The sequence below is a fragment of the Sagittula salina genome, assembly GCF_017813235.1.
In the GTDB taxonomy this organism is placed as follows: Bacteria; Pseudomonadota; Alphaproteobacteria; order Rhodobacterales; family Rhodobacteraceae; genus Sagittula; species Sagittula salina.
The window spans coordinates 296,442-314,084 of the sequence record NZ_JAGISH010000004.1; the positions used below are offsets into that span (position 1 = coordinate 296,442).

Consider the following 17,643-nt stretch of genomic DNA (forward strand, 5'->3'; position numbering starts at 1 on the left):
CGCGACGGGGGGAGGCATGGCAGAGCTGCGCAACGACATTCCGGGATTCACCCCGCATAGGGTAACACCGGGCGGGCAGCGGATCGTCTGGGAACAGGGCGGCAACGGACCGCCGCTGGTGCTGCTGCACGGCTTTCCCCAGACGCGCGCCATGTGGGCCGGGCTCGCCCCCGCGCTGGCGGAACGCTTCACTGTCGTGGCCCCCGACCTGCGCGGCTACGGAGAAAGCGGCAAACCGCCGGGCGTGGAGAACTACAGTTTCCGCGCCATGGCCGCGGATGTGCTGTCCCTGATGGACCATCTCGGACACAGGGATTTCCACCTTGTGGGCCACGACCGGGGTGCCCGTTGCGCGCACCGGCTGGCTTTGGATGCGCCTGAACGGGTGCGCACGCTGACGCTCATGGACATCGTGCCGACGCATCTTCTGTTGGACCAACTGACGCAGGCGGTGGCGCGGGCCTATTACCACTGGTTCTATCTCAGCCAGCCGCACCCGTTCCCGGAAAACATGATCGCCGCCGACCCCGATGCCTATTACCAAAGCTGTCTGCTGGGCTGGGGTGGTGCGCGGCTGTCGGACTTTCCGCAGCTGGCTGCCTATCGCGCCGCCTGGGCCAACCCGGAGTGCCGCCGCGCCATGTGCGACGACTACCGCGCCGCCATCGACGTGGATTTCTCACTGGACGCCGCAGACCTGCACCGCCGCCTGTCCTGCCCGGCTTTGGTGCTTTATGGGGCGGAGGGTGCCATGGCGCGCGCTTTCGACGTGCCCGCAACTTGGGCGGCCCGGCTGTCGGATATGCGCGCCGCAGCGATCCCCGGCGGGCATTTCTTTGTCGAGCAGTCGCCGCAGGAGACGCTGAACGCGCTCGCTGGATTCCTGCCCTGAGACACCGAGGCGACAGCCTAGAGCCCGACGCTCCCCGGCGGTGCGTTGGCCTCGATCTTCTGGCCGAGGTATTTCTTGCGCGGCGCGGGCGGCAGCGCCAGCACATCCCCCCCCCAACCCTGCGCCAGAAAGTCGAACGCCAGCTGGCAATCGATGCCACAGCTTAGGATGTCATCGTACCAAGTTTCGTTCATTGCGTTCACCCGCGGATGCGTCATGTCGCGCGCGATGAAGGCGGTGTTGAACAGGTGTCTTGCCTGCAACGACTTGCCCGCCTCCAGCTGTTCCAGCGTGTAGTTCAGCATCTGGTGGGCCTGCTGCATGTAGCGCGGCTGGTGCAGGCTGTCGGTGAATTCCCACAGGACGTTGTCCTTGATGTGGCTGCTTTCCTGCAGGGCCATGGCGGCCCCGCTGTCGCGCAGTCGCTCCACGATGGCGGGGTACTTGTCGTATTTCACTGATTTCTTGTCATCGGTGTACAGCAAGAAGCGATGCTGCCGCAGGTCAGGGAACAGATGCGGCAGTGCCTTTGCCACCTTTGCCTGATGCGCGGATTCGATCGGGTTGCCGCTCAGGGGGAGGTCGAGGAAGATCGGCTTCCAGCCCAGCGCCCGCGCCATCTTCAGAACGGAACGGTTGTTCGAGACGAAGTAATGCGGGTAGTCGCGGGCACGGTTCTTGCGGTCCAGCGTCAGGTTGCGCAGCGTGCCGCAATAGGTCGAGTAGACCGCCACTTCGCCCACCGTGTCCGGATGCCGCGCCGTCGCGTCGATCCGCGCCGCCAGCGCCGCCCGCTCCAGCGGGGCACGGTCGAAGTCGTTCGACATCGGTTCCAGCCATGCGGTCAGCGCCCGCAGCCGGTCACGCCGCCAGCGCAGCAGTTTCCGCAGGCGGCCGACCAGCCTCAGCTTCACAAGGTCCATCTGCATTGCGGGCCCTCCTCCGTTTCCCGCCCCCTTCTAATGCCCCCGTCGTGGGGCGCAATGCCCGTGCAGGTTCCGGGCAGGCTCCGGGCAGGTTCCGGGCTGACCCCCGTACTGGCTCCGTGCCACTTGCAACCCCACGGCACTTGGCTGAAAAGTCGGTCATGGATCATAGACGCATCATCTTCTACTGGGCGCAGGGCGCCGATGCCGCGCCAGACGTGGTGCGCCGCGCCTGGCGCGCGTGGGAACGGCTCAATCCCGGTTGGGAGATCGCGATCTTTGACGCCGGCGATGCGGCGCGGGCCTTTGATGAACGTGGCATTCCGCACCCGCCCGCCACCTTCCAGGGGCAGGCCGACATCTTTCGAATGCACGAACTGGAGGCCCGCGGCGGTGTCTACGTCGATGCCGCCACCGTGCCAGTGCGTCCGCTCGACGACTGGCTGGGGCCACTGGCGGCGGAGGGCTTTTTTGCCTTCCACGAACCCTATCGCCGTCGCCCGATAGAGAACTGGTTTATCATCGGCACCCCCGGCCATCCGATCCTGACCGCGTGGATGGAGGAAACGGTGCGCTACTGGCAGACGCCCCGCCGTCAGCAGGTCAGCCGCCGCGAGTTGAACCGCGGCACGAAAGGTGCGCTGTCCCTGCGCCTGACCGCGCTCAGGCTGGCGCTGACCGGCGTGCCCAAGGCAAAGCAGGTGCTGGAACCGAAGGACCGCGCATGGTCCGTGGCTCCCGACGGCGGCGCCGCGCGACCCGTGCATCCTTATTTCTGGCCGCATTACCTGTTCGACCACATGCTGCGGACCCGGCCGGACATCCGCGCGCTCTGGGCGAAGATGCCAAAGGAAGCCTCCTACAAGGACCTGATGCTGCGCCACTGGAAACGCGACTACGTCACAATGACCGCCGACGATCTGCGGACGCTGACGGCAGGTTCGCGAATGCAGAAGCTGGCGCTGAACCGCCTGCCACCCGAACCCTTTCTCGAGGCCCTGCTGCAGGGCCGCGCCATTTCATCCTAGGTCGGGCCCTCCCCGACCTGTCCCGCCCGAACCGGACCGAGGCCATGCCGCTTTCCCTCCTCCGCCGCCTTTTCACGCTGGCCCTCAGCCTGATCGCCGCCTCGCTGGCGATCTTTCTCGCGGTGGAAGTCATCCCCGGCGACCCCGCCAGCACCATGCTTGGACTGGAGGCGCGCCCCGAAACGCTGGCTGCCCTGCGCGCCGAACTTGGCCTCGATCAGCCCCCGGTGCAGCGCTATCTGGGATGGGTCGCGGGGATGCTGCGGGGCGATTTCGGCATTTCCTATACCTACCGCGTGCCAGTGTCGGAGCTTATCGCCGACCGGCTGGCGGTCTCGCTGCCTCTGGCCGGGCTGGCGCTGGTACTGGCTGTGGCATTGGCGCTGCCCGCCGGACTGGCGGCCGCCGCCTGGCGCGGGCGCCTTCCCGATCTGGCGGTCAGCGGCGGGGCGCAACTGGGCATCGCCGTTCCAAACTTCTGGCTCGCCATGTTGCTGGTCACGCTCTTCGCGCTGCGCTGGCGGTTCTTTCCTTCCGGCGGTTTCCCCGGCTGGGATACGCCGCTGCAAGCCCTCCGTGCGCTGATCCTGCCCGCCGTCGCGCTGGCCCTGCCTCAGGCGGCGATCCTCACGCGGGTGCTCCGCTCCGCCCTCATCGACGCGCAGGGCGAGGACTTCATCCGCACCGCCCGTGCCAAGGGACTGTCGCGCGGCCAGGCCCTGCGCCACCACGGGCTGAGGAACGCCGCCCTGCCGGTGCTGACACTGATCGGGTTGCAGTTTTCCTTTCTTCTGGCGGGCGCGATCATCATTGAACAGGTCTTCTACCTGCCGGGACTCGGCCAGCTGATCTTCAAGGCGATCACCCAGCGGGACCTGATCACGGTGGAATCGGTGACGATGCTGCTGGTCTGCGCCGTGATCGCCGTCACCTTCCTGACCGATGTGGCCCATGCGCTCGCCGATCCGAGGCTCAGGCGGCGATGAAACGGTCCCTGATCCTCGGCGCGGCACTCACCGGACTCATGGCGGCGGCGGCGCTTCTGGCCTTCGCCTGGGTACCCTACGACGTCGCCGCCGTCGACATCCCGTCCAAACTCCAGCCGCCCTCGACCGCCCACCTCCTCGGGACCGAACGCTACGGGCGCGACATCCTGTCGATGCTCATGCTCGGCGCGCAGACCTCGCTGGCGGTAGCGCTGGTGGCGGTGGGGATCGGCATGGGCGCGGGCGTTCCGCTGGGCCTCGCCGCCGCCGCCACCCGTGGCAGCCTGCTGGACGAAGCACTCTCCCGCACGTCCGACCTGATCTTCGCCTTCCCCAGCCTCGTGACGGCGATCCTCATCACCGCGACCTTCGGCCCCTCCGCACTGAACGCGATCCTCGCCATCGGCCTCTTCAACGTGCCGGTCTTCGCCAAACTGACCCGGGGCGCGGCCCTGGCACTCTGGCAGCGAGAATTCATCCTCGCCGCACGTACCTTCGGAAAATCGCGCCCCCGCATCAGCCTCGAACATATCCTGCCCAACCTCGCGAGCCTCCTGATCGTGCAGGGCACCATCCAGTTCTCGCTGGGCATCCTTGCCGAAGCCGGCCTGAGCTACGTCGGCCTCGGCGCCCAGTCGCCAACCCCCAGCTGGGGCCGGATGCTGGCTGATGCGCAGACCCTGGTCGGCATCGCGCCGCACACCGCACTCTTCCCCGGCCTCGCAATCGTCGCTGCGGTGATGGGCTTCAACCTGTTGGGGGACGGGCTGCGCGACGCACTCGACCCCCGGCTCAAGGCGGGGCGTACCTGATGGATCGATCCCGACCACCAAGGCCCGAAGCCCCCGCCCCCTCCGCCGCTGGCCCCATCGCCAGAGGCGCCGGCCCGCTCCCCCACTTCTTTGGTTCAAAAATACCGCGGGGGGGCCGCTCCGAAGGAGCGGCGGGGGCGGAGCCCCCGGGCGGTCGGATTGCCGCGGGCGATCCGAAACCGCTCCTGACACTCGACACCCTCTCGGTCGCCATCGAGGGCCAGACGCTGCTGCACGGGGTCTCCCTGCGGCTCCAGCCCGGAGAAACACTGGCCCTGACCGGCGAATCCGGTTCGGGAAAATCGCTTACCGCACTGGCGGTGATGGGACTCCTGCCCCGCGCGGCCACAATCTCCGGCACCCTGACCTTCGACGACACGGACCTCGACCGCATCGCCCCCCGCCGCCGCGACCTGCTGCGCGGGGCTCAGATGGCCATGGTCTTTCAGGAGCCGATGACCGCGCTCAACCCGCTTATGACCATAGGCGCGCAGATCGCAGAGGTCTTTTCCATTCACCGCCGCCCGGCACCCGACCTCCGGGCGCTGCTGGATCGTGTCGGTCTCGACGTTCCGCCAACGCGCTACCCGCACGAATTGTCCGGCGGTCAGCGCCAGCGCGTCGTGATCGCGATCGCCATCGCACTGCGTCCGAAGCTGCTGATCGCCGACGAACCGACCACCGCGCTGGATGTGACGACCCAAGCGCAGATCCTGTCGCTGCTCAGGGATCTCACACGCGAGGACGGCATGGCGCTGCTGATGATCACCCATGACCTCGCCGTTGTGGCGCAGATGGCGCAGCGCATCGCGGTTCTGAAGGACGGGCGTCTGGTCGAATGCGCCGCCACGGCAGAGGTGCTGTCCACGCCCCGCCACCCCTATACCCGCGAACTTGTCGCGGCCTCCGGCCACCGCGCCCGCCTGCCGACCGCCTCAGTCGGAGAGGTCCTGCTGCGGGCACGCGATGTCTCTGTCGCGTATCCGGGGCGGCGGCGGCACCTGCTGGAGAGGCCGCTCCCCTTCACCGCAGTGCAGGGCGTCAGCTTTGACCTCAGGCGCGGCGAACGGCTGGGCCTCGTGGGCGAGAGCGGCTGCGGCAAGTCGACCCTGACGCGCACCCTGCTTGGACTGGAACCGCGCGCGACGGGACGCATAACACTCGACGGGCAGGCGGTGGACCCGCACCGCCCGGATTCTGCGGTGCAGCGGCGTATCCAGGTGGTATTTCAGGACCCCTACGGCAGTTTCGACCCGCGCCACCGCGTCGCGCGCCTGCTGGCGGAACCGTATCACCTGCTGGGACACGCGCCCCCGCCGGGCGCCATCGACCGGGCACTGGCGGAGGTCGGCCTTTCGCCCAGGGACGCGCGGCGGCACATCCACGCGTTTTCGGGCGGGCAGCGACAGAGGCTCGCCATCGCCCGCGCACTGATCATACGGCCGGAGGTGATCGTGCTGGACGAGGCCGTCTCGGCGCTCGACGTGCGCGTGCGGGCGCAGATCCTCGACCTGCTGGCTCAACTGTCACAACGGCACCGGCTGACGTGGATCTTCATCAGCCATGACCTGTCGGTGGTGCGGCAGGTGACGGACCGCGTGCTGGTCATGTGCCAGGGCAAGATCGTGGAGGATGCGCCGACCGAGACGCTCTTTGCCGCGCCGCGCCATCCCTATACCCGCGCCCTGCTGGAGGCCGCGCCGAAACTGCCTGACAACACCGCGACTGCTGGACCCCGCCGCGCGCCTCCGGCATGACTTCGCCCAAGGGAGGAACAATCATGCGCTTTGAGAACCATAACGCCATCGTCACCGGGGGAGCTTCCGGCATCGGGCTGGGCATCGCCACGCGGCTTGCGTCCGAGGGTGCGACGGTAACGGTCTGGGATATTTCGGAGGAGAATCTGCGCGCTTTGCCCGAGGGGCTGCGCGCGCGGCGCATCGACGTCACCGACCCACAGGCCGTGCAGGCCGCCATGACAGAGGACAAGGACGCCATGGGCGGGCTGGAGGTTCTGGTGTGCTCTGCCGGGATCACCGGGCCGAACACGACGGTGATCGACTATCCGCTGGAGGACTGGCACCGGGTGATGGACCTGAACCTGCACGGGGTCTTTCACTGCAACCAGGCGGCGGCCCGGCTGATGCGGCCCGAGGGACGCGGGCGGATCGTCAATATGGCCTCTGTCGCGGGCAAGGAGGGCAATCCGAATGCCTCGGCCTATTCCACATCCAAGGCGGCGGTGATCGGCCTGACGAAATCGCTGGGCAAGGAACTGGCGGATACGGCCATCACGGTGAACGCGGTGGCCCCCGCGGCGGTGGAGACGGCGATTTTCGCCCAGATGACGCCGGAGTTCACCGCTTACATGAAGTCGAAGATCCCCATGGGCCGTTTCGGCACCATCGACGAGGTGGCAGCCATGGTCTGCTGGCTCTGCTCGCCCGAGGCGTCGTTCTGCACGGGCGCGGTGTTCGATCAGTCCGGCGGGCGGGCAACCTACTGACTTGACCGGAAAAGCGCATGGCGCGAGGCTGCGCAGGGGGCGTGCACACGGGAGGGCGGGCTATGCGGTTGCAGGACAAGGTGGCGCTGGTCACGGGGGCTGCCTCGGGCTTTGGTGAGGGGATCGCGACACGCTTCGCACGCGAAGGCGCACGGGTGGTGGTCGCCGACATCGACCGGGACGGCGCCGAGCGTGTGGCGGCCGAGACCGGCGGACTGGCGGCGCATGTGGACGTCTCGGACGGCGACAGCGTGACCGCCATGCTGGAATGGGTTCAGGCAGAACTGGGCGTGCCCGATGTCCTTGTGAACAACGCCGGCATCACCCATCTGCCCGCGCTGATGGAGGAGGTCAGCGAGGCGGATTTCGACCGGGTCTTTGCCGTCAACTGCAAGTCCGTTTATCTGACCGCGCGGGCCATGGTCCCGAAGCTCAAGGCAAAGGGCGGCGGAGCGATCCTGAACATCGCCTCCACCGCTGGCGTTTCGCCGCGGCCGCGGCTGAACTGGTACAACGCGTCAAAGGGCTGGATGATCACCGCGACAAAGGCCATGGCGGTCGAACTGGCGCCCTACGGCATCCGCGTCAACGCACTGAACCCGGTGGCCGGAGAGACTCCTCTGCTGAAAAGCTTCCTCGGGGAGGACACACCGGAAATGCGGGCGAAGTTCCTTGCCACGATCCCGCTGGGGCGGTTTTCCACGCCTGAGGATCTGGCCAACGCCGCGCTCTACCTATGCTCCGACGAAGCGAGCATGGTGACTGGCGTCTGCATGGAGGTGGACGGCGGGCGCTGCATCTGAGGGTTCTTGCCCCGGCGGCGCCGGGACGGCCCGCGCGCCATTCGGCGCGGGCGGGCGGGGGGCAGGGTGGAGAAGGGAAGAAGGGAAAGCGGATGGAGATGCGACCGGGGCCGAGAAACCTGATCACCGACGTGGCGGGGCTGCGCGTGGGCAACGCGCAGGACGACGGGCTGCGCAGTGGCGTGACGGTGGTGACGGGGGATGCGCCCTTCGTCGCCTCGGTCGCGGTGCATGGCGGCGCGCCCGGCACGCGGGAGACGGATCTTCTGGCGCCCGACAAGAGCGCGCCGGGGGTCGACGCGCTGGTGCTCTCTGGCGGCAGCGCCTTTGGGCTTGCGGCGGCGCAGGGGGTGATGGAGGCGCTGCACGAAGCCGGGCGCGGCTTCGAGGTCTTCTCCGCCCGGGTGCCGTTGGTGCCTGCGGCGATCCTTTTTGACCTGCTGAACGGCGGTGAAAAGGGTTGGACCGAGAACCCCTACCCTGCCTTGGGGCGGGCTGCGCTGGCAGAAGCGTCGGCGGCCATCGCGCTGGGGACGGCCGGTGCCGGGACCGGGGCGCAAACGGCGCACCACAAGGGCGGGCTGGGGTCGGCCTCTCTGGTGATTGCGGGCGTCACGGTGGGCGCACTGGTGGCGGTGAACCCGGTGGGCAGCGTGACCACGCCCTCGGGGCGGCATTTCAATGCCGGGCCCTTGGAGATCGGCGGCGAATTCGGCGGGCTGGGGGTAGACCCCGCCCCCGCATGGAAGTTGCTGCCCAGCCGCAAGGCGCAGACCATGGCGGCGCAGGGCAACACCACCATCGCCGTGGTCGCCACCGACGCGCGGCTGGACAAGGCGCAGTGCCACCGGATGGCGGTGGCAGCACACGACGGCATTGCGCGGGCGATCCTGCCAGCGCATACCCCGATGGACGGAGATTTGGTCTTTGGGGCCGCGACCGGACGGGTTGAGCCGGACGAGATGACGCTGGCCATGCTGGGCCACGCGGCGAGCCTGTGCCTGTCGCGGGCCATCGCGCGCGCTGTCTGGGAGGCAGTGCCCGCACCGGGGGATACGTTGCCGACGCTGCGCGAGACATTGGCATAAGCGAAGCGTGGCGTGTACCTGCGGGCTGAACGCGAGTTCGCACCGCGGGGAGAGACCGGAGACCTCATGCGCGCTGGCTGTGTGACAGTGACCAGCATGTTGTTCGCGGCGATGCTGGCGATCGCAGGCCGGCCATGGGCAAGCTGATAGCGCCGCGGATCGCCTCGAAAACTCGCCAGCCCGGCCGGTTCAGCGCAGGATCGGCGGCTTGTCGGGGTTTGATCCGGGCGCGGGTCGATCAATTTTCATCTGAGGTTCAGGTGGTTGCGGCAGGTCGATGCGCAAGCCGTGACGGGCCAGCCGCGCAGTCAGAGCATCGTGCGGCGCGAGAAAGAGGACGTCGAGCGCCCCGGCCTCCAGCCCGGAGAAGGTGAGCGCCTGCTGCACGGCACCGGCGAGGGCGTGCTCGGCCTCTTCGGGCGCGCCGACAAGGGCGATGAGGTGGGAGCGCACGCCGCCCTCATAGGCGACCTGCGCGAGAAAGGCGCAATCCGCGAGACCCGCGGCCGAAGCCAGCTTTGCGTCGAGAGAAGTCAGGAGCGCATCGGGCAACCCCTTCGGAGCGCTCAGGTTTTCAATGCGACCTTCGGTGGCCTGCGGCCCCTGGGCGAGCGTGTCGGCAAGCCACGAAAGCGATTCCGGCGGGAGCAGGGTCTCCGTGCCGGTGCCGAGGTTCAGCGCCAGCCCGATGCCCTGCCCGGCCAGCATCCCGGCCAGTGCACGCCCCGAAAGCGCGACATAAGGTACCGGGCGCGCTGCGAAATCCGACAGGCGGTCCTCCCTGTCAAAGGTCAGGACAAAGCGGGCATCGGCGACGTCAAAGAGGTCGGGGGTGATATTGTCGCCCTGCGGTTCCTCGGCGAGGAGCAGGAACAATTCGGTGGAGGCAAGACGATCGTAGAAGGCCAGCCGCGCGGCGTCACTCGACTCCATTTCCTCGAGCGCCTGATCCAAGGGGGTTCTTTCAGCCATCCGGTTCGCCATCGAGGGCCTCCCTGACGCGGGTTCGGAGCACCGGAAGGAGGTCGGTGTCGAACCACGGGTTGCGTTTCAGCCATGCCGTATTGCGCCACGACGGATGGGGCAAGGGGATTGCACCGGGCAAGTGGTCGCGCCATGCGGCGACGGTCTGGGTCACGCCGGTCTTCACGCCCAGATGCCACTTCTGCGCGATGCCGCCGACGGGCAGGACAAGGCGCAGGTGGGGCAGTTCCGCCATCAGGCGCGCGCGCCACGTCCGGGCGCACAGCGCGGGCGGCGGCAGGTCCGCACCCTTGCGGTAGCCCGGAAAGCAGAATCCCATGGGCAGGATTGCGATACGGGTTTCATCGTAGAATTCATCCGGCTGCAGGCCAAGCCAGTCGCGCAATCTGTCGCCGGAGGCATCGGTGAAGGGCTGCCCTGAGGCATGCACGCGGGTCCCCGGAGCCTGACCGGCGATAAGCAGGCGAGCGCTTGGGCGCGCGCGCACCACGGGGCGCGGGGCGTGGCCGGTTTCGGTCTGCGCGAACCGTTGGGCGCAGAGCGTACAAGCCCGGATTTCGGAGAGAAGGCTGTCCATCGCGGGAAAGATGGGTGGCGCCGGTAGTCAAGACAAGGCCCGTCGGCGTGGCCTGAACGGCTCCCCAGCGGGGGCAGGTTACTGGATGCCTGTCTGACAACGCGCGCCTCAGCGTCCGACCGCGACACATGCCGCCGACCGGGGAAGGTCAAGAAGGTTAACGTTTGTTACCGCCCTGGAGGGAATGGATTGGCAGGTTCAGGGAAGGTGAATCCCTGCCAGCTGTTGACCCCTGCATCTGGCCGGTCGGGACCAAGCCGCCGCGCCCAATTGCGCGGGTCTCTCCCTGTAAGCTGGCAGCACTTTCGGTGCGGCTTTTGTCGAAGCTGGGCGTGAGAGCGAGACGAACTGTCAGCCGCGAGCGGGCAAAAGGACCGAAGGCAAACGCGACTTAATTTCGACGCCTCCCGAAATATGGCTTGCGCGACTCGCCACTCTTCGACATTTCTAGACTTATGAAAATAAGAGCGGCATGGTATGATAGGCGATACAAGACTGACAAACGGTACCGGCACGACAGCCTACACGGGACTGTCCCCGGAAACGGCGGCGGCGCAGTTTGCGGCGCTGGGATCGGAGCAACGGCTCGCAGTCCTGCGCGCTCTGGTGCGGGCGGGGACCGGCGGGCTGACCATCGGCCTGCTGGGCGAACGCTGCGGCATCGCCGGGTCGACCCTGACGCATCACCTGAAGATCCTCGCCGCCGCCGGGCTGGTGGCGCAGGAGAAACAAGGCCGCGCCACGGTGTGTGTGGGCGCGGATTATGCCTCTGTCAGCCGTTTGGCCGACTACCTGCTGGAACATTGCTGCGCAGATTGCACCGCGCCTTCGAAGGGACACGACCATGGCTGAGACGCATTCGCATGAGCACGGAGCGCATGGGAGTCCCCGCGGCAGGGCACTCGGGCCACATTCGCACGGGCCGAAGCTCCGGCTCGGCGCGGTGAAACTGTCCAAAGCCTGGCTGGCCAGCGGGCTGGTCGTGCTGGCTGTGGCGGTCTTCGATTTCCCGGCCCTGCCCGATACGCTGCGGTTCGCGGCACGGGCGCTGTTGGGCACCCTGCCCTTCATCCTGTTTGCTGTCATGGCGGTGGCATGGCTGAAGGCCACTGGGGCGGAGACGCTGCTGGCGCGCGCCTTCGAGGGGCGTGAAACGCGGATGATCGTCCTTGCGGCGCTTCTGGGCGGGCTGTCGCCCTTTTGCAGCTGCGAAGTGATCCCCTTTATCGCGGCGCTGCTGGCGGTGGGGGCGCCCTTGTCGGCGGTGATGGCCTTCTGGCTGGCCTCGCCCCTGATGGACCCGGCGATGTTCACGATCACGGCGGGGGTTCTTGGGGTCGAATTCGCGGCGGCCAAGGCGCTGGCGGCCATTGGCATCGGCCTGCTGGGCGGCGCGGTGGTGATGACAGCGAAAGCCTCGCCGGTCTTTGCCGACCCGCTGCGGGAGCGGCCGCAGGTCGGCGGCTGCTGCGGGGTGAAAAAGCCTTTCTCGGGCAAAGCTGTCTGGCGTTTCTGGCAGGCGCCTGAGCGGCGCGCGGTGTTCCGGGCGACAGCGCTGGACAACGCCGGTTTCCTGCTGAAGTGGCTGACGCTGGCCTACCTTCTGGAGGCGGTCATGATGCGCTATGTCCCCGCCGAGGCGGTGGGGTCCGTGCTGGGCGGGACAGGGGTCATGCCGGTGCTTCTGGGGGCGCTGGTGGGGATGCCTGCCTACCTCAATGGCTATGCCGCCGTGCCGCTGGTCGATCAGCTGATGACCATGGGCATGGCGCCAGGGGCGGCGATGAGCTTTGTCCTTGCCGGTGGGGTCAGCTGCATTCCGGCGGCCATCGCGGTCTGGGCACTGGTAAAACCGCGCGTCTTTGCCGCCTACCTCGGCATCGCGCTGGCCGGCTCTGTGTTGGCGGGACTGGCCTGGGGCGCGCTTGCTTAAGGGGGCCAACCGCAGGGAATGCGCCGCCGTTGACGCACGACGCGTTGCCCTGCGGGTCACAATCCGGTAATTCCGCGCGAAACGGATGGGACGAGAGGGGAGCCTATGTATCGCGTCTGGAATTTTCTGACGAGCTATTCACTATTGTTGATCATCGGGGCGGTGGTCGCGCTGATCTGGGCGAACCTCGACGTGATCGTGCCTGTTGCGGGCAATCCGCACCACTGGGCCGAGACCTACCACCACTTTGTCGAGTTCGTGATCTGGGACAACGCCCCCATCGGGCACCTGCACGACGGCCACCGGACGCTGACGCTGCACTACCTCGTGAACGACGTGCTGATGGCGCTGTTCTTTGCCATCGCGGCCAAGGAAGTCTGGGAGGCGGTGATCCTCGAGGAAGGGTCCCTGCGCGGCAAAAAGGCGGCGACGCCGCTCTTTGCCACGCTGGGGGGGATGCTGGGTCCGATCTCGGTCTATCTTGGCCTCGCCATGATCATGGGATCAGAGACATATTCCGCCGTGGCGAACGGCTGGGCGATCCCGACGGCGACCGATATCGCGTTTTCCTACCTCGTGGGGCGCGTGGTATTCGGCGCGGGGCACCCGGCGGTGCGCTTCCTTCTGCTGCTGGCGATCGCCGATGACGCAGCCGGTCTGATCATCCTCGCGATCTTCTATCCGTCGGGCGATCTGGCGCCGATCTGGCTGCTCCTGTCGGCAGGCGCGGCACTGTTCGTGTTCTTCGCCTTCAACTCGGTGCCGCGCAAGCTGGACGTGGGCAAGCAGGACCGGCCGAATTCCACTTGGGTGCGGGAAAAGCTCAGCTTCTGGCCCTATGCGATCGCGGGCTGCATTTCGTGGTACGGCTTCATGAAATCGGGCCTGCACCCGGCGCTGGGGCTTTTGCCCATCGTGCCGACGATCCCGCACGCGGACCGCGGTTTCGGCATCTTCTCCGCCGCCGAAGAATATCTGCACGACCTGCTGAACGCCATGGAACACGCGCTTAAGTACCCGGTGGAGATCATCCTGTTCTTCTTCGGCCTGCTGAATGCCGGGGTCGAGTTCTCCTCCATGGGGGCGGCGACCTGGCTGGTTCTCGCGGGTCTCCTGATTGGCAAGCCGGTGGGGATCTTCCTCTTTGGCTGGATTGCCGCGGTGCCGCTGAGACTGGGCATCCCGGAGGGGATGCGACTCATCGATCTCGTGGTAATCGGCTGTGTGGCGGCAATCGGCTTTACCGTGTCGCTCTTTGTGGCCTCGGTGGCCTTCGACGCAGGGCCGGTGCAGGACGCGGCCAAGATGGGGGCGCTGTTCAGCTTTGCCGGTGCCATCGTGTCCATCGTCGCGGGCAAACTCACGCGGGTGGAGAAGCAGGAGCTCTGAGCCTTTTCGCGATCAGGTGCGGCGGCCGTCGGGGGAACCCGGCGGCCGTTTGACTTTGGCGGGTTGTTTCCGCGCGGGGACATGATCGCACCCCGCGTTGTCATTGTTTCGCAGGAGCGACATAATGTGGCCCAAATCCCTTTTTAATAAAATGCAAACCCCGAGTGGGGGATAACAGGCAAAAGCGGGGAGCCTCCCTCGAATGCTCGAATTCGACATGGTATCGAAGTCCTTCTGGACCGGGACCCAGCGCAAGGTGATCCTTGACCGGGCGTCCTTCCGTGTCGATCTTGGCGATTCACTGGGTATCCTCGCACCGAACGGCACCGGCAAGACAACGCTGATCCGCATGATGGCAGGGCTGGAGAAACCCGACGAGGGCGAAATCCGGCGCGGCTGCCGGATCAGTTTTCCACTGGGATTCATGGGCGGCGTGGTGTCCAAGATCTCGGCGAAGGAAAACGCCCGCTTCATCGCAAAGATGTACGGGCTGGATCCCGACTATGTCGAAAGTTTCTGCCGCTGGCTCTGCGATCTGAAGGAATACTTCGACCAGCCGGTTGGGGTATACTCCTCGGGAATGCGCGCGCGGTTCACGTTTGCGCTGATGCTGGCGCTGGACTTCGACATGTACCTGATCGACGAGGGGATGCCGAATTCCACCGACAGCGCCTTCAACGAGAAGGCCGGGGATCTTCTGGCCGAACGGCTTAGGACGACGACGATCATCATCGTCAGCCACCAACCAAAGATCCTCGAGAAGTTCGCGAAGAAGGCCGCCGTGCTGATGGACGGCAAATTGCACATGTTCGAAACCTTGGAAGAAGCGAAACAGCTCTATGACTACGAAACCCAAGGCTAAGAAATTCAGGATCCGGCGCAGCCCGGCGGCGGGCAGCGAGACGGCATCCGTCGCAGCACCCACAGGGGCTAAGAATCCTGCCGATGGCCCCGCACCTGCGGCGACAAGCGCGGTCCCTGCCCGTCTGCCCCATGCCGGCACGTCAGGCACCAGCGTGTCGGGTGGCAGTGCTTCGGGTGCCAGTGCTTCGGGTGGCAGTGCATCCCCCGGTGCCTCAAGGGACGCCGCCTCCACGGTGCGCCAGCCCACAGCCCAGACCCCAACAACCGCGCAGGCAGGTAGCCCCCACCCGACGACGCGATCCGCCCCCTCCCCCTCGCACCGCACTGCCGCGGACACCCCGCGCCCCGCTACCGGAGAAGCTCCAGCCCGTTCGGCGCCGACCGCCGGCGTGCCGCGTCCCGACGCAAGGATGACCCAGCACCCAGACGCTACGCGCGCGCATCCCGGCACGGCGGCGGGCACGCCCCGGACGGCCACCCCCGGCGCCCCGCGCCCGGGCACGCAGCCGAGCGCCTCTGGCCCGAACCGGAGCGCTGGGCCCGGGACGGAAGGCATGCCTCAGGCAGGCCAACAGCCCCCCGACGCCCCACATGCCACCCAGCACGCCGGAGTGGCGCGCAGTGGGCAGGTCGCCTCTGCCGCGCAGGCTGCCGGAGAAACCGATTTGGAGGCAATCCGACAGGAGGGCCTGACCGGACGCCAGCTACGCATGGCGCGGCGTGTGGCCCAAAAGCACGGACTGGAACCGACCTCCGATCTGGATGCCGTACGCCTGCTGCGCGTCCGTGGCATCGACCCGTTCCAGCGCTCCAACATGCTGGAACTGGTTAAGCCCGCCACGACCGAGATCGCTCCGGATGCCCGCGTGCAACTGCCGCAGACGGTGCAGGTGGAAAAGCCGAAACTCCCCTCCACCGACACAATGAGTCCAGCCGAGCGCCGTGCAGTGGAAATCGCCCGCATCCAGAAGGAGTTGGCCTCCCGCCGCCGCAAGAAGACATTGCTGCTGATGGCTCGGCTGGCGGTCTTCGTGCTGCTGCCGACCTTCGTGATGGGGTATTATTATTACAACGTCGCCACGCCGATGTATTCGACGAAGTCCGAATTCCTGATCCTGAAGAACGACGGCGCCGGTGCGGCCGTGCCCTCGCTGCTGCGCGGGTCGGCCTTCGACACGGCCCAGGACGCCATTGCCACGCAAAGCTACCTGCAGTCGAAGGAAGTGATGATGCGCCTCGATACCGACGAAGGTTTCAAATCGCATTTTCAGGCGCCACTGATCGATCCGATCCAGCGGCTTGACGGGGACGCCTCGGCAGAAGACGCCTACAAGCTGTACAAGAAGAACGTTCAGATCAGCTTTGATCCGACCGAAGGGGTGATCCGCATGGAGGTCACCGCCGCCGAACCGCAGACAGCCGCACAATTCAGCCGCGCCCTGATCGGCTACGCCGAAGAGCGCATCGACAACCTGACCGCCCGCAAGCGCAACGATTCGGTGCGCGCGGCTGAAATGAACCTCGAAAAAGCGGAGAACGATCGCCGCGCCGCCCAGGAGAAGCTGGTGCGGATGCAGCAGGAGGGCAATATCGTCGATCCCGAAGGCCGGATCGGCGCGCTGCGCGCCCAGATCAATACGCGCGAACTCGAACTGCAGGAAAAGAAACTGCAGGTGCAGGCGCTTCTGGACAATCCCCGCCCCAACCGGGCCAAGGTGGACGGCACGCAGGGCGACATCGGGCGGCTGGAAGATCTGCTGGACACGCTGAACGCGGAGATGACGCAGGCCACGACCGGAGAACAGTCGCTGGCGGAGATGGCGGTCCAGCTGAAGCTCGCGGAGGCCGATCTGGCGACCCGCGATCTGATGCTGCAGTCGGCTCTGGAGCGGCTGGAAAGCGCGCGGCGCGAGGCGGACAATCAGGCACGCTACATGACGACCTCGGTGATTCCGGTGGCCTCGGAGGACCCGAGTTACCCGCGCAAGTTCGAGAATACGATCCTCGCCTTCCTGATCTTCTCGGGCATCTACCTGATGCTCTCTCTGACCGCATCGATCCTGCGCGAGCAGGTCGCAAGCTGACGCCGCTGCCGGGGACCACCCCCCGCCACGGCCCCAGGCTTTCGCCCGAAAAGCCGCCTGCCGCTAGGTCGCTTCATCAAACTGACAAAAAGGCAGGAAATCTGCTTGCACCCCCCTGCCCAGCTTTGCTAGACGCGGCCTCGGAGAGGTGGCCGAGTGGTCGAAGGCGCACGCCTGGAAAGTGTGTAGGCGGGGAACCGTCTCGAGGGTTCGAATCCCTTCCTCTCCGCCACTTGCCCCCGCGAAAGAGTTCTCCCGATCCGGCTGCCGCCGGATTTTCTCGTTGTTTTCGAGGGTTATGCGGGTGGGGCTGTTCACCAGCTCCGGTGCGAAGAGGGCCCAAAGCGTTCTCTCGGGGCCGATATTCTCCGGACCTGTTGACTGCGCCAATCTGGTGAAAAGCTTACAAGCATCGGTTCTGTAACCTATTTTTTCCGGCGTCCACGCGGACTCCGATCCCGGTTTCATTTGGTTGATATGCCACTGGCGTCGAACTCCCGATCTGACCGTGGCGCTCTCGCGGGTCGTTGACCTGCCGCCTTCATTGTGACCATTCTGACCACAAATCAGGGAGGGGCCAATGAAGGCCGTGTCTGCCCGCGAGGCCAAGTATCACTTTGGCCAGCTGATCGACGACGCTCGCGCCGAGCCGGTCGTTGTCGAGAAGCATGGACGGCCCGTAGTCGTTGTCATGGCGGTCGAGGAATATCAGCGGCTGACAGGACAGGCCGTGGAACCCTCCAACAAGAAACGAGAGGACGAGCGGTAGCG

17 protein-coding genes and 1 tRNA gene are annotated in these 17,643 nt (G+C 66.6%); 15 read left to right on the top strand and 3 right to left on the bottom strand.

What is annotated here, in order from left to right:
• The first annotated feature begins 16 nt into the window (after nt 1–16).
• A complete protein-coding gene (locus J5474_RS09620) occupies nt 17–892 on the top strand; it encodes an alpha/beta fold hydrolase (RefSeq protein WP_209360685.1) in 876 nt (291 codons plus the stop codon).
• 17 nt (nt 893–909) lie between these two features.
• On the opposite strand, the gene J5474_RS09625 is transcribed toward J5474_RS09620, so the two are convergent.
• Entirely contained in the window at nt 910–1,821 is a 912-nt protein-coding gene (locus J5474_RS09625) for a hypothetical protein (RefSeq protein ID WP_209360686.1), read from the bottom strand.
• Between the two features lie 158 nt (nt 1,822–1,979).
• On the opposite strand from J5474_RS09625, the gene J5474_RS09630 reads away from it, so the two are divergent.
• The 7 genes from J5474_RS09630 to J5474_RS09660 all read left to right on the top strand — a co-directional run bounded on the left by J5474_RS09630 (nt 1,980) and on the right by J5474_RS09660 (nt 9,041).
• Nucleotides 1,980–2,846 carry a glycosyltransferase family 32 protein gene (locus J5474_RS09630; RefSeq protein ID WP_209360687.1) on the top strand — a complete coding sequence of 289 codons (867 nt, stop codon included), beginning with the start codon at nt 1,980–1,982 and terminating at the stop codon, nt 2,844–2,846.
• A gap of 44 nt (nt 2,847–2,890) precedes the next feature.
• The gene (locus tag J5474_RS09635) at nt 2,891–3,832 is read left to right on the top strand and encodes an ABC transporter permease (protein WP_209360688.1); all 942 of its coding nucleotides are present in this window, start codon (nt 2,891–2,893) and stop codon (nt 3,830–3,832) included.
• Nucleotides 3,829–4,644: an ABC transporter permease gene (locus tag J5474_RS09640; RefSeq protein ID WP_209360689.1), complete on the top strand. Its 816-nt coding sequence runs from the start codon at nt 3,829–3,831 to the stop codon at nt 4,642–4,644. Before J5474_RS09635 ends, J5474_RS09640 begins: the two co-directional genes overlap by 4 nt.
• Nucleotides 4,644–6,401, top strand: a complete 1,758-nt coding sequence (locus J5474_RS09645; protein ID WP_209360690.1) for an ABC transporter ATP-binding protein — start codon at nt 4,644–4,646, stop codon at nt 6,399–6,401. The genes J5474_RS09640 and J5474_RS09645 overlap by 1 nt, the downstream gene beginning before the upstream one ends.
• Before the next feature lie 23 nt (nt 6,402–6,424).
• A complete protein-coding gene (locus J5474_RS09650; RefSeq protein ID WP_209360691.1) occupies nt 6,425–7,150 on the top strand; it encodes an SDR family NAD(P)-dependent oxidoreductase in 726 nt (241 codons plus the stop codon).
• A gap of 62 nt (nt 7,151–7,212) precedes the next feature.
• Nucleotides 7,213–7,953, top strand: coding sequence for an SDR family oxidoreductase (locus tag J5474_RS09655; protein ID WP_209360692.1), 741 nt, complete (start codon nt 7,213–7,215; stop codon nt 7,951–7,953).
• 98 nt (nt 7,954–8,051) lie between these two features.
• Entirely contained in the window at nt 8,052–9,041 is a 990-nt protein-coding gene (locus tag J5474_RS09660) for a P1 family peptidase (RefSeq protein WP_209360739.1), read from the top strand.
• A gap of 189 nt (nt 9,042–9,230) precedes the next feature.
• Here the strand turns inward: J5474_RS09660 and J5474_RS09665 are convergent, their stop codons facing one another.
• Both J5474_RS09665 and J5474_RS09670 read right to left on the bottom strand, forming a co-directional pair.
• Nucleotides 9,231–10,013, bottom strand: a complete 783-nt coding sequence (locus J5474_RS09665) for an SseB family protein (protein ID WP_209360693.1) — start codon at nt 10,011–10,013, stop codon at nt 9,231–9,233.
• Complete coding sequence (locus J5474_RS09670; protein ID WP_209360694.1) at nt 10,006–10,602, bottom strand: uracil-DNA glycosylase family protein; 597 nt, start codon at nt 10,600–10,602, stop codon at nt 10,006–10,008. The genes J5474_RS09665 and J5474_RS09670 overlap by 8 nt, the downstream gene beginning before the upstream one ends.
• Nucleotides 10,603–11,079: 477 nt before the next feature.
• Here J5474_RS09670 and J5474_RS09675 point away from each other — a divergent pair, with 477 nt between their 5' ends.
• From J5474_RS09675 to J5474_RS09705, 7 genes are all read left to right on the top strand, one after another.
• Nucleotides 11,080–11,454, top strand: coding sequence for an ArsR/SmtB family transcription factor (locus J5474_RS09675; protein ID WP_209360695.1), 375 nt, complete (start codon nt 11,080–11,082; stop codon nt 11,452–11,454).
• A complete protein-coding gene (locus tag J5474_RS09680) occupies nt 11,447–12,535 on the top strand; it encodes a permease (protein WP_209360696.1) in 1,089 nt (362 codons plus the stop codon). Before J5474_RS09675 ends, J5474_RS09680 begins: the two co-directional genes overlap by 8 nt.
• Nucleotides 12,536–12,640: 105 nt before the next feature.
• Nucleotides 12,641–13,924: a Na+/H+ antiporter NhaA gene (locus J5474_RS09685; RefSeq protein WP_209360697.1), complete on the top strand. Its 1,284-nt coding sequence runs from the start codon at nt 12,641–12,643 to the stop codon at nt 13,922–13,924.
• 202 nt (nt 13,925–14,126) lie between these two features.
• Nucleotides 14,127–14,786 carry an ABC transporter ATP-binding protein gene (locus J5474_RS09690; RefSeq protein ID WP_209360698.1) on the top strand — a complete coding sequence of 220 codons (660 nt, stop codon included), beginning with the start codon at nt 14,127–14,129 and terminating at the stop codon, nt 14,784–14,786.
• Nucleotides 14,787–15,198: 412 nt separating this feature from the next.
• A complete protein-coding gene (locus tag J5474_RS09695) occupies nt 15,199–16,872 on the top strand; it encodes a KpsE/RkpR family capsule polysaccharide export protein (RefSeq protein ID WP_425342876.1) in 1,674 nt (557 codons plus the stop codon).
• A 142-nt stretch (nt 16,873–17,014) separates the two neighbouring features.
• A tRNA-Ser gene (locus tag J5474_RS09700) sits at nt 17,015–17,104 on the top strand.
• A 348-nt stretch (nt 17,105–17,452) separates the two neighbouring features.
• The gene (locus tag J5474_RS09705) at nt 17,453–17,641 is read left to right on the top strand and encodes a type II toxin-antitoxin system Phd/YefM family antitoxin (RefSeq protein WP_209360699.1); all 189 of its coding nucleotides are present in this window, start codon (nt 17,453–17,455) and stop codon (nt 17,639–17,641) included.
• Nucleotides 17,642–17,643 lie beyond the last annotated feature (2 nt).

Bases quoted from the DNA above. Each gene is read 5' to 3' on its own strand.
- J5474_RS09640 (WP_209360689.1), top strand. From the start codon at position 3,829: ATGAAACGGTCCCTGATCCTCGGCGCGGCACTCACCGGACTCATGGCG.
- J5474_RS09705 (WP_209360699.1), top strand. From the start codon at position 17,453: ATGAAGGCCGTGTCTGCCCGCGAGGCCAAGTATCACTTTGGCCAGCTG.
- J5474_RS09695 (WP_425342876.1), top strand. From the start codon at position 15,199: ATGACCCAGCACCCAGACGCTACGCGCGCGCATCCCGGCACGGCGGCG.
- J5474_RS09670 (WP_209360694.1), bottom strand. From the start codon at position 10,602: ATGGACAGCCTTCTCTCCGAAATCCGGGCTTGTACGCTCTGCGCCCAA.
- J5474_RS09660 (WP_209360739.1), top strand. From the start codon at position 8,052: ATGCGACCGGGGCCGAGAAACCTGATCACCGACGTGGCGGGGCTGCGC.
- J5474_RS09625 (WP_209360686.1), bottom strand. From the start codon at position 1,821: ATGCAGATGGACCTTGTGAAGCTGAGGCTGGTCGGCCGCCTGCGGAAA.
- J5474_RS09630 (WP_209360687.1), top strand. From the start codon at position 1,980: ATGGATCATAGACGCATCATCTTCTACTGGGCGCAGGGCGCCGATGCC.
- J5474_RS09665 (WP_209360693.1), bottom strand. From the start codon at position 10,013: ATGGCTGAAAGAACCCCCTTGGATCAGGCGCTCGAGGAAATGGAGTCG.
- J5474_RS09645 (WP_209360690.1), top strand. From the start codon at position 4,644: ATGGATCGATCCCGACCACCAAGGCCCGAAGCCCCCGCCCCCTCCGCC.
- J5474_RS09635 (WP_209360688.1), top strand. From the start codon at position 2,891: ATGCCGCTTTCCCTCCTCCGCCGCCTTTTCACGCTGGCCCTCAGCCTG.
- J5474_RS09690 (WP_209360698.1), top strand. From the start codon at position 14,127: ATGCTCGAATTCGACATGGTATCGAAGTCCTTCTGGACCGGGACCCAG.
- J5474_RS09675 (WP_209360695.1), top strand. From the start codon at position 11,080: ATGATAGGCGATACAAGACTGACAAACGGTACCGGCACGACAGCCTAC.
- J5474_RS09685 (WP_209360697.1), top strand. From the start codon at position 12,641: ATGTATCGCGTCTGGAATTTTCTGACGAGCTATTCACTATTGTTGATC.
- J5474_RS09680 (WP_209360696.1), top strand. From the start codon at position 11,447: ATGGCTGAGACGCATTCGCATGAGCACGGAGCGCATGGGAGTCCCCGC.
- J5474_RS09620 (WP_209360685.1), top strand. From the start codon at position 17: ATGGCAGAGCTGCGCAACGACATTCCGGGATTCACCCCGCATAGGGTA.
- J5474_RS09655 (WP_209360692.1), top strand. From the start codon at position 7,213: ATGCGGTTGCAGGACAAGGTGGCGCTGGTCACGGGGGCTGCCTCGGGC.
- J5474_RS09650 (WP_209360691.1), top strand. From the start codon at position 6,425: ATGCGCTTTGAGAACCATAACGCCATCGTCACCGGGGGAGCTTCCGGC.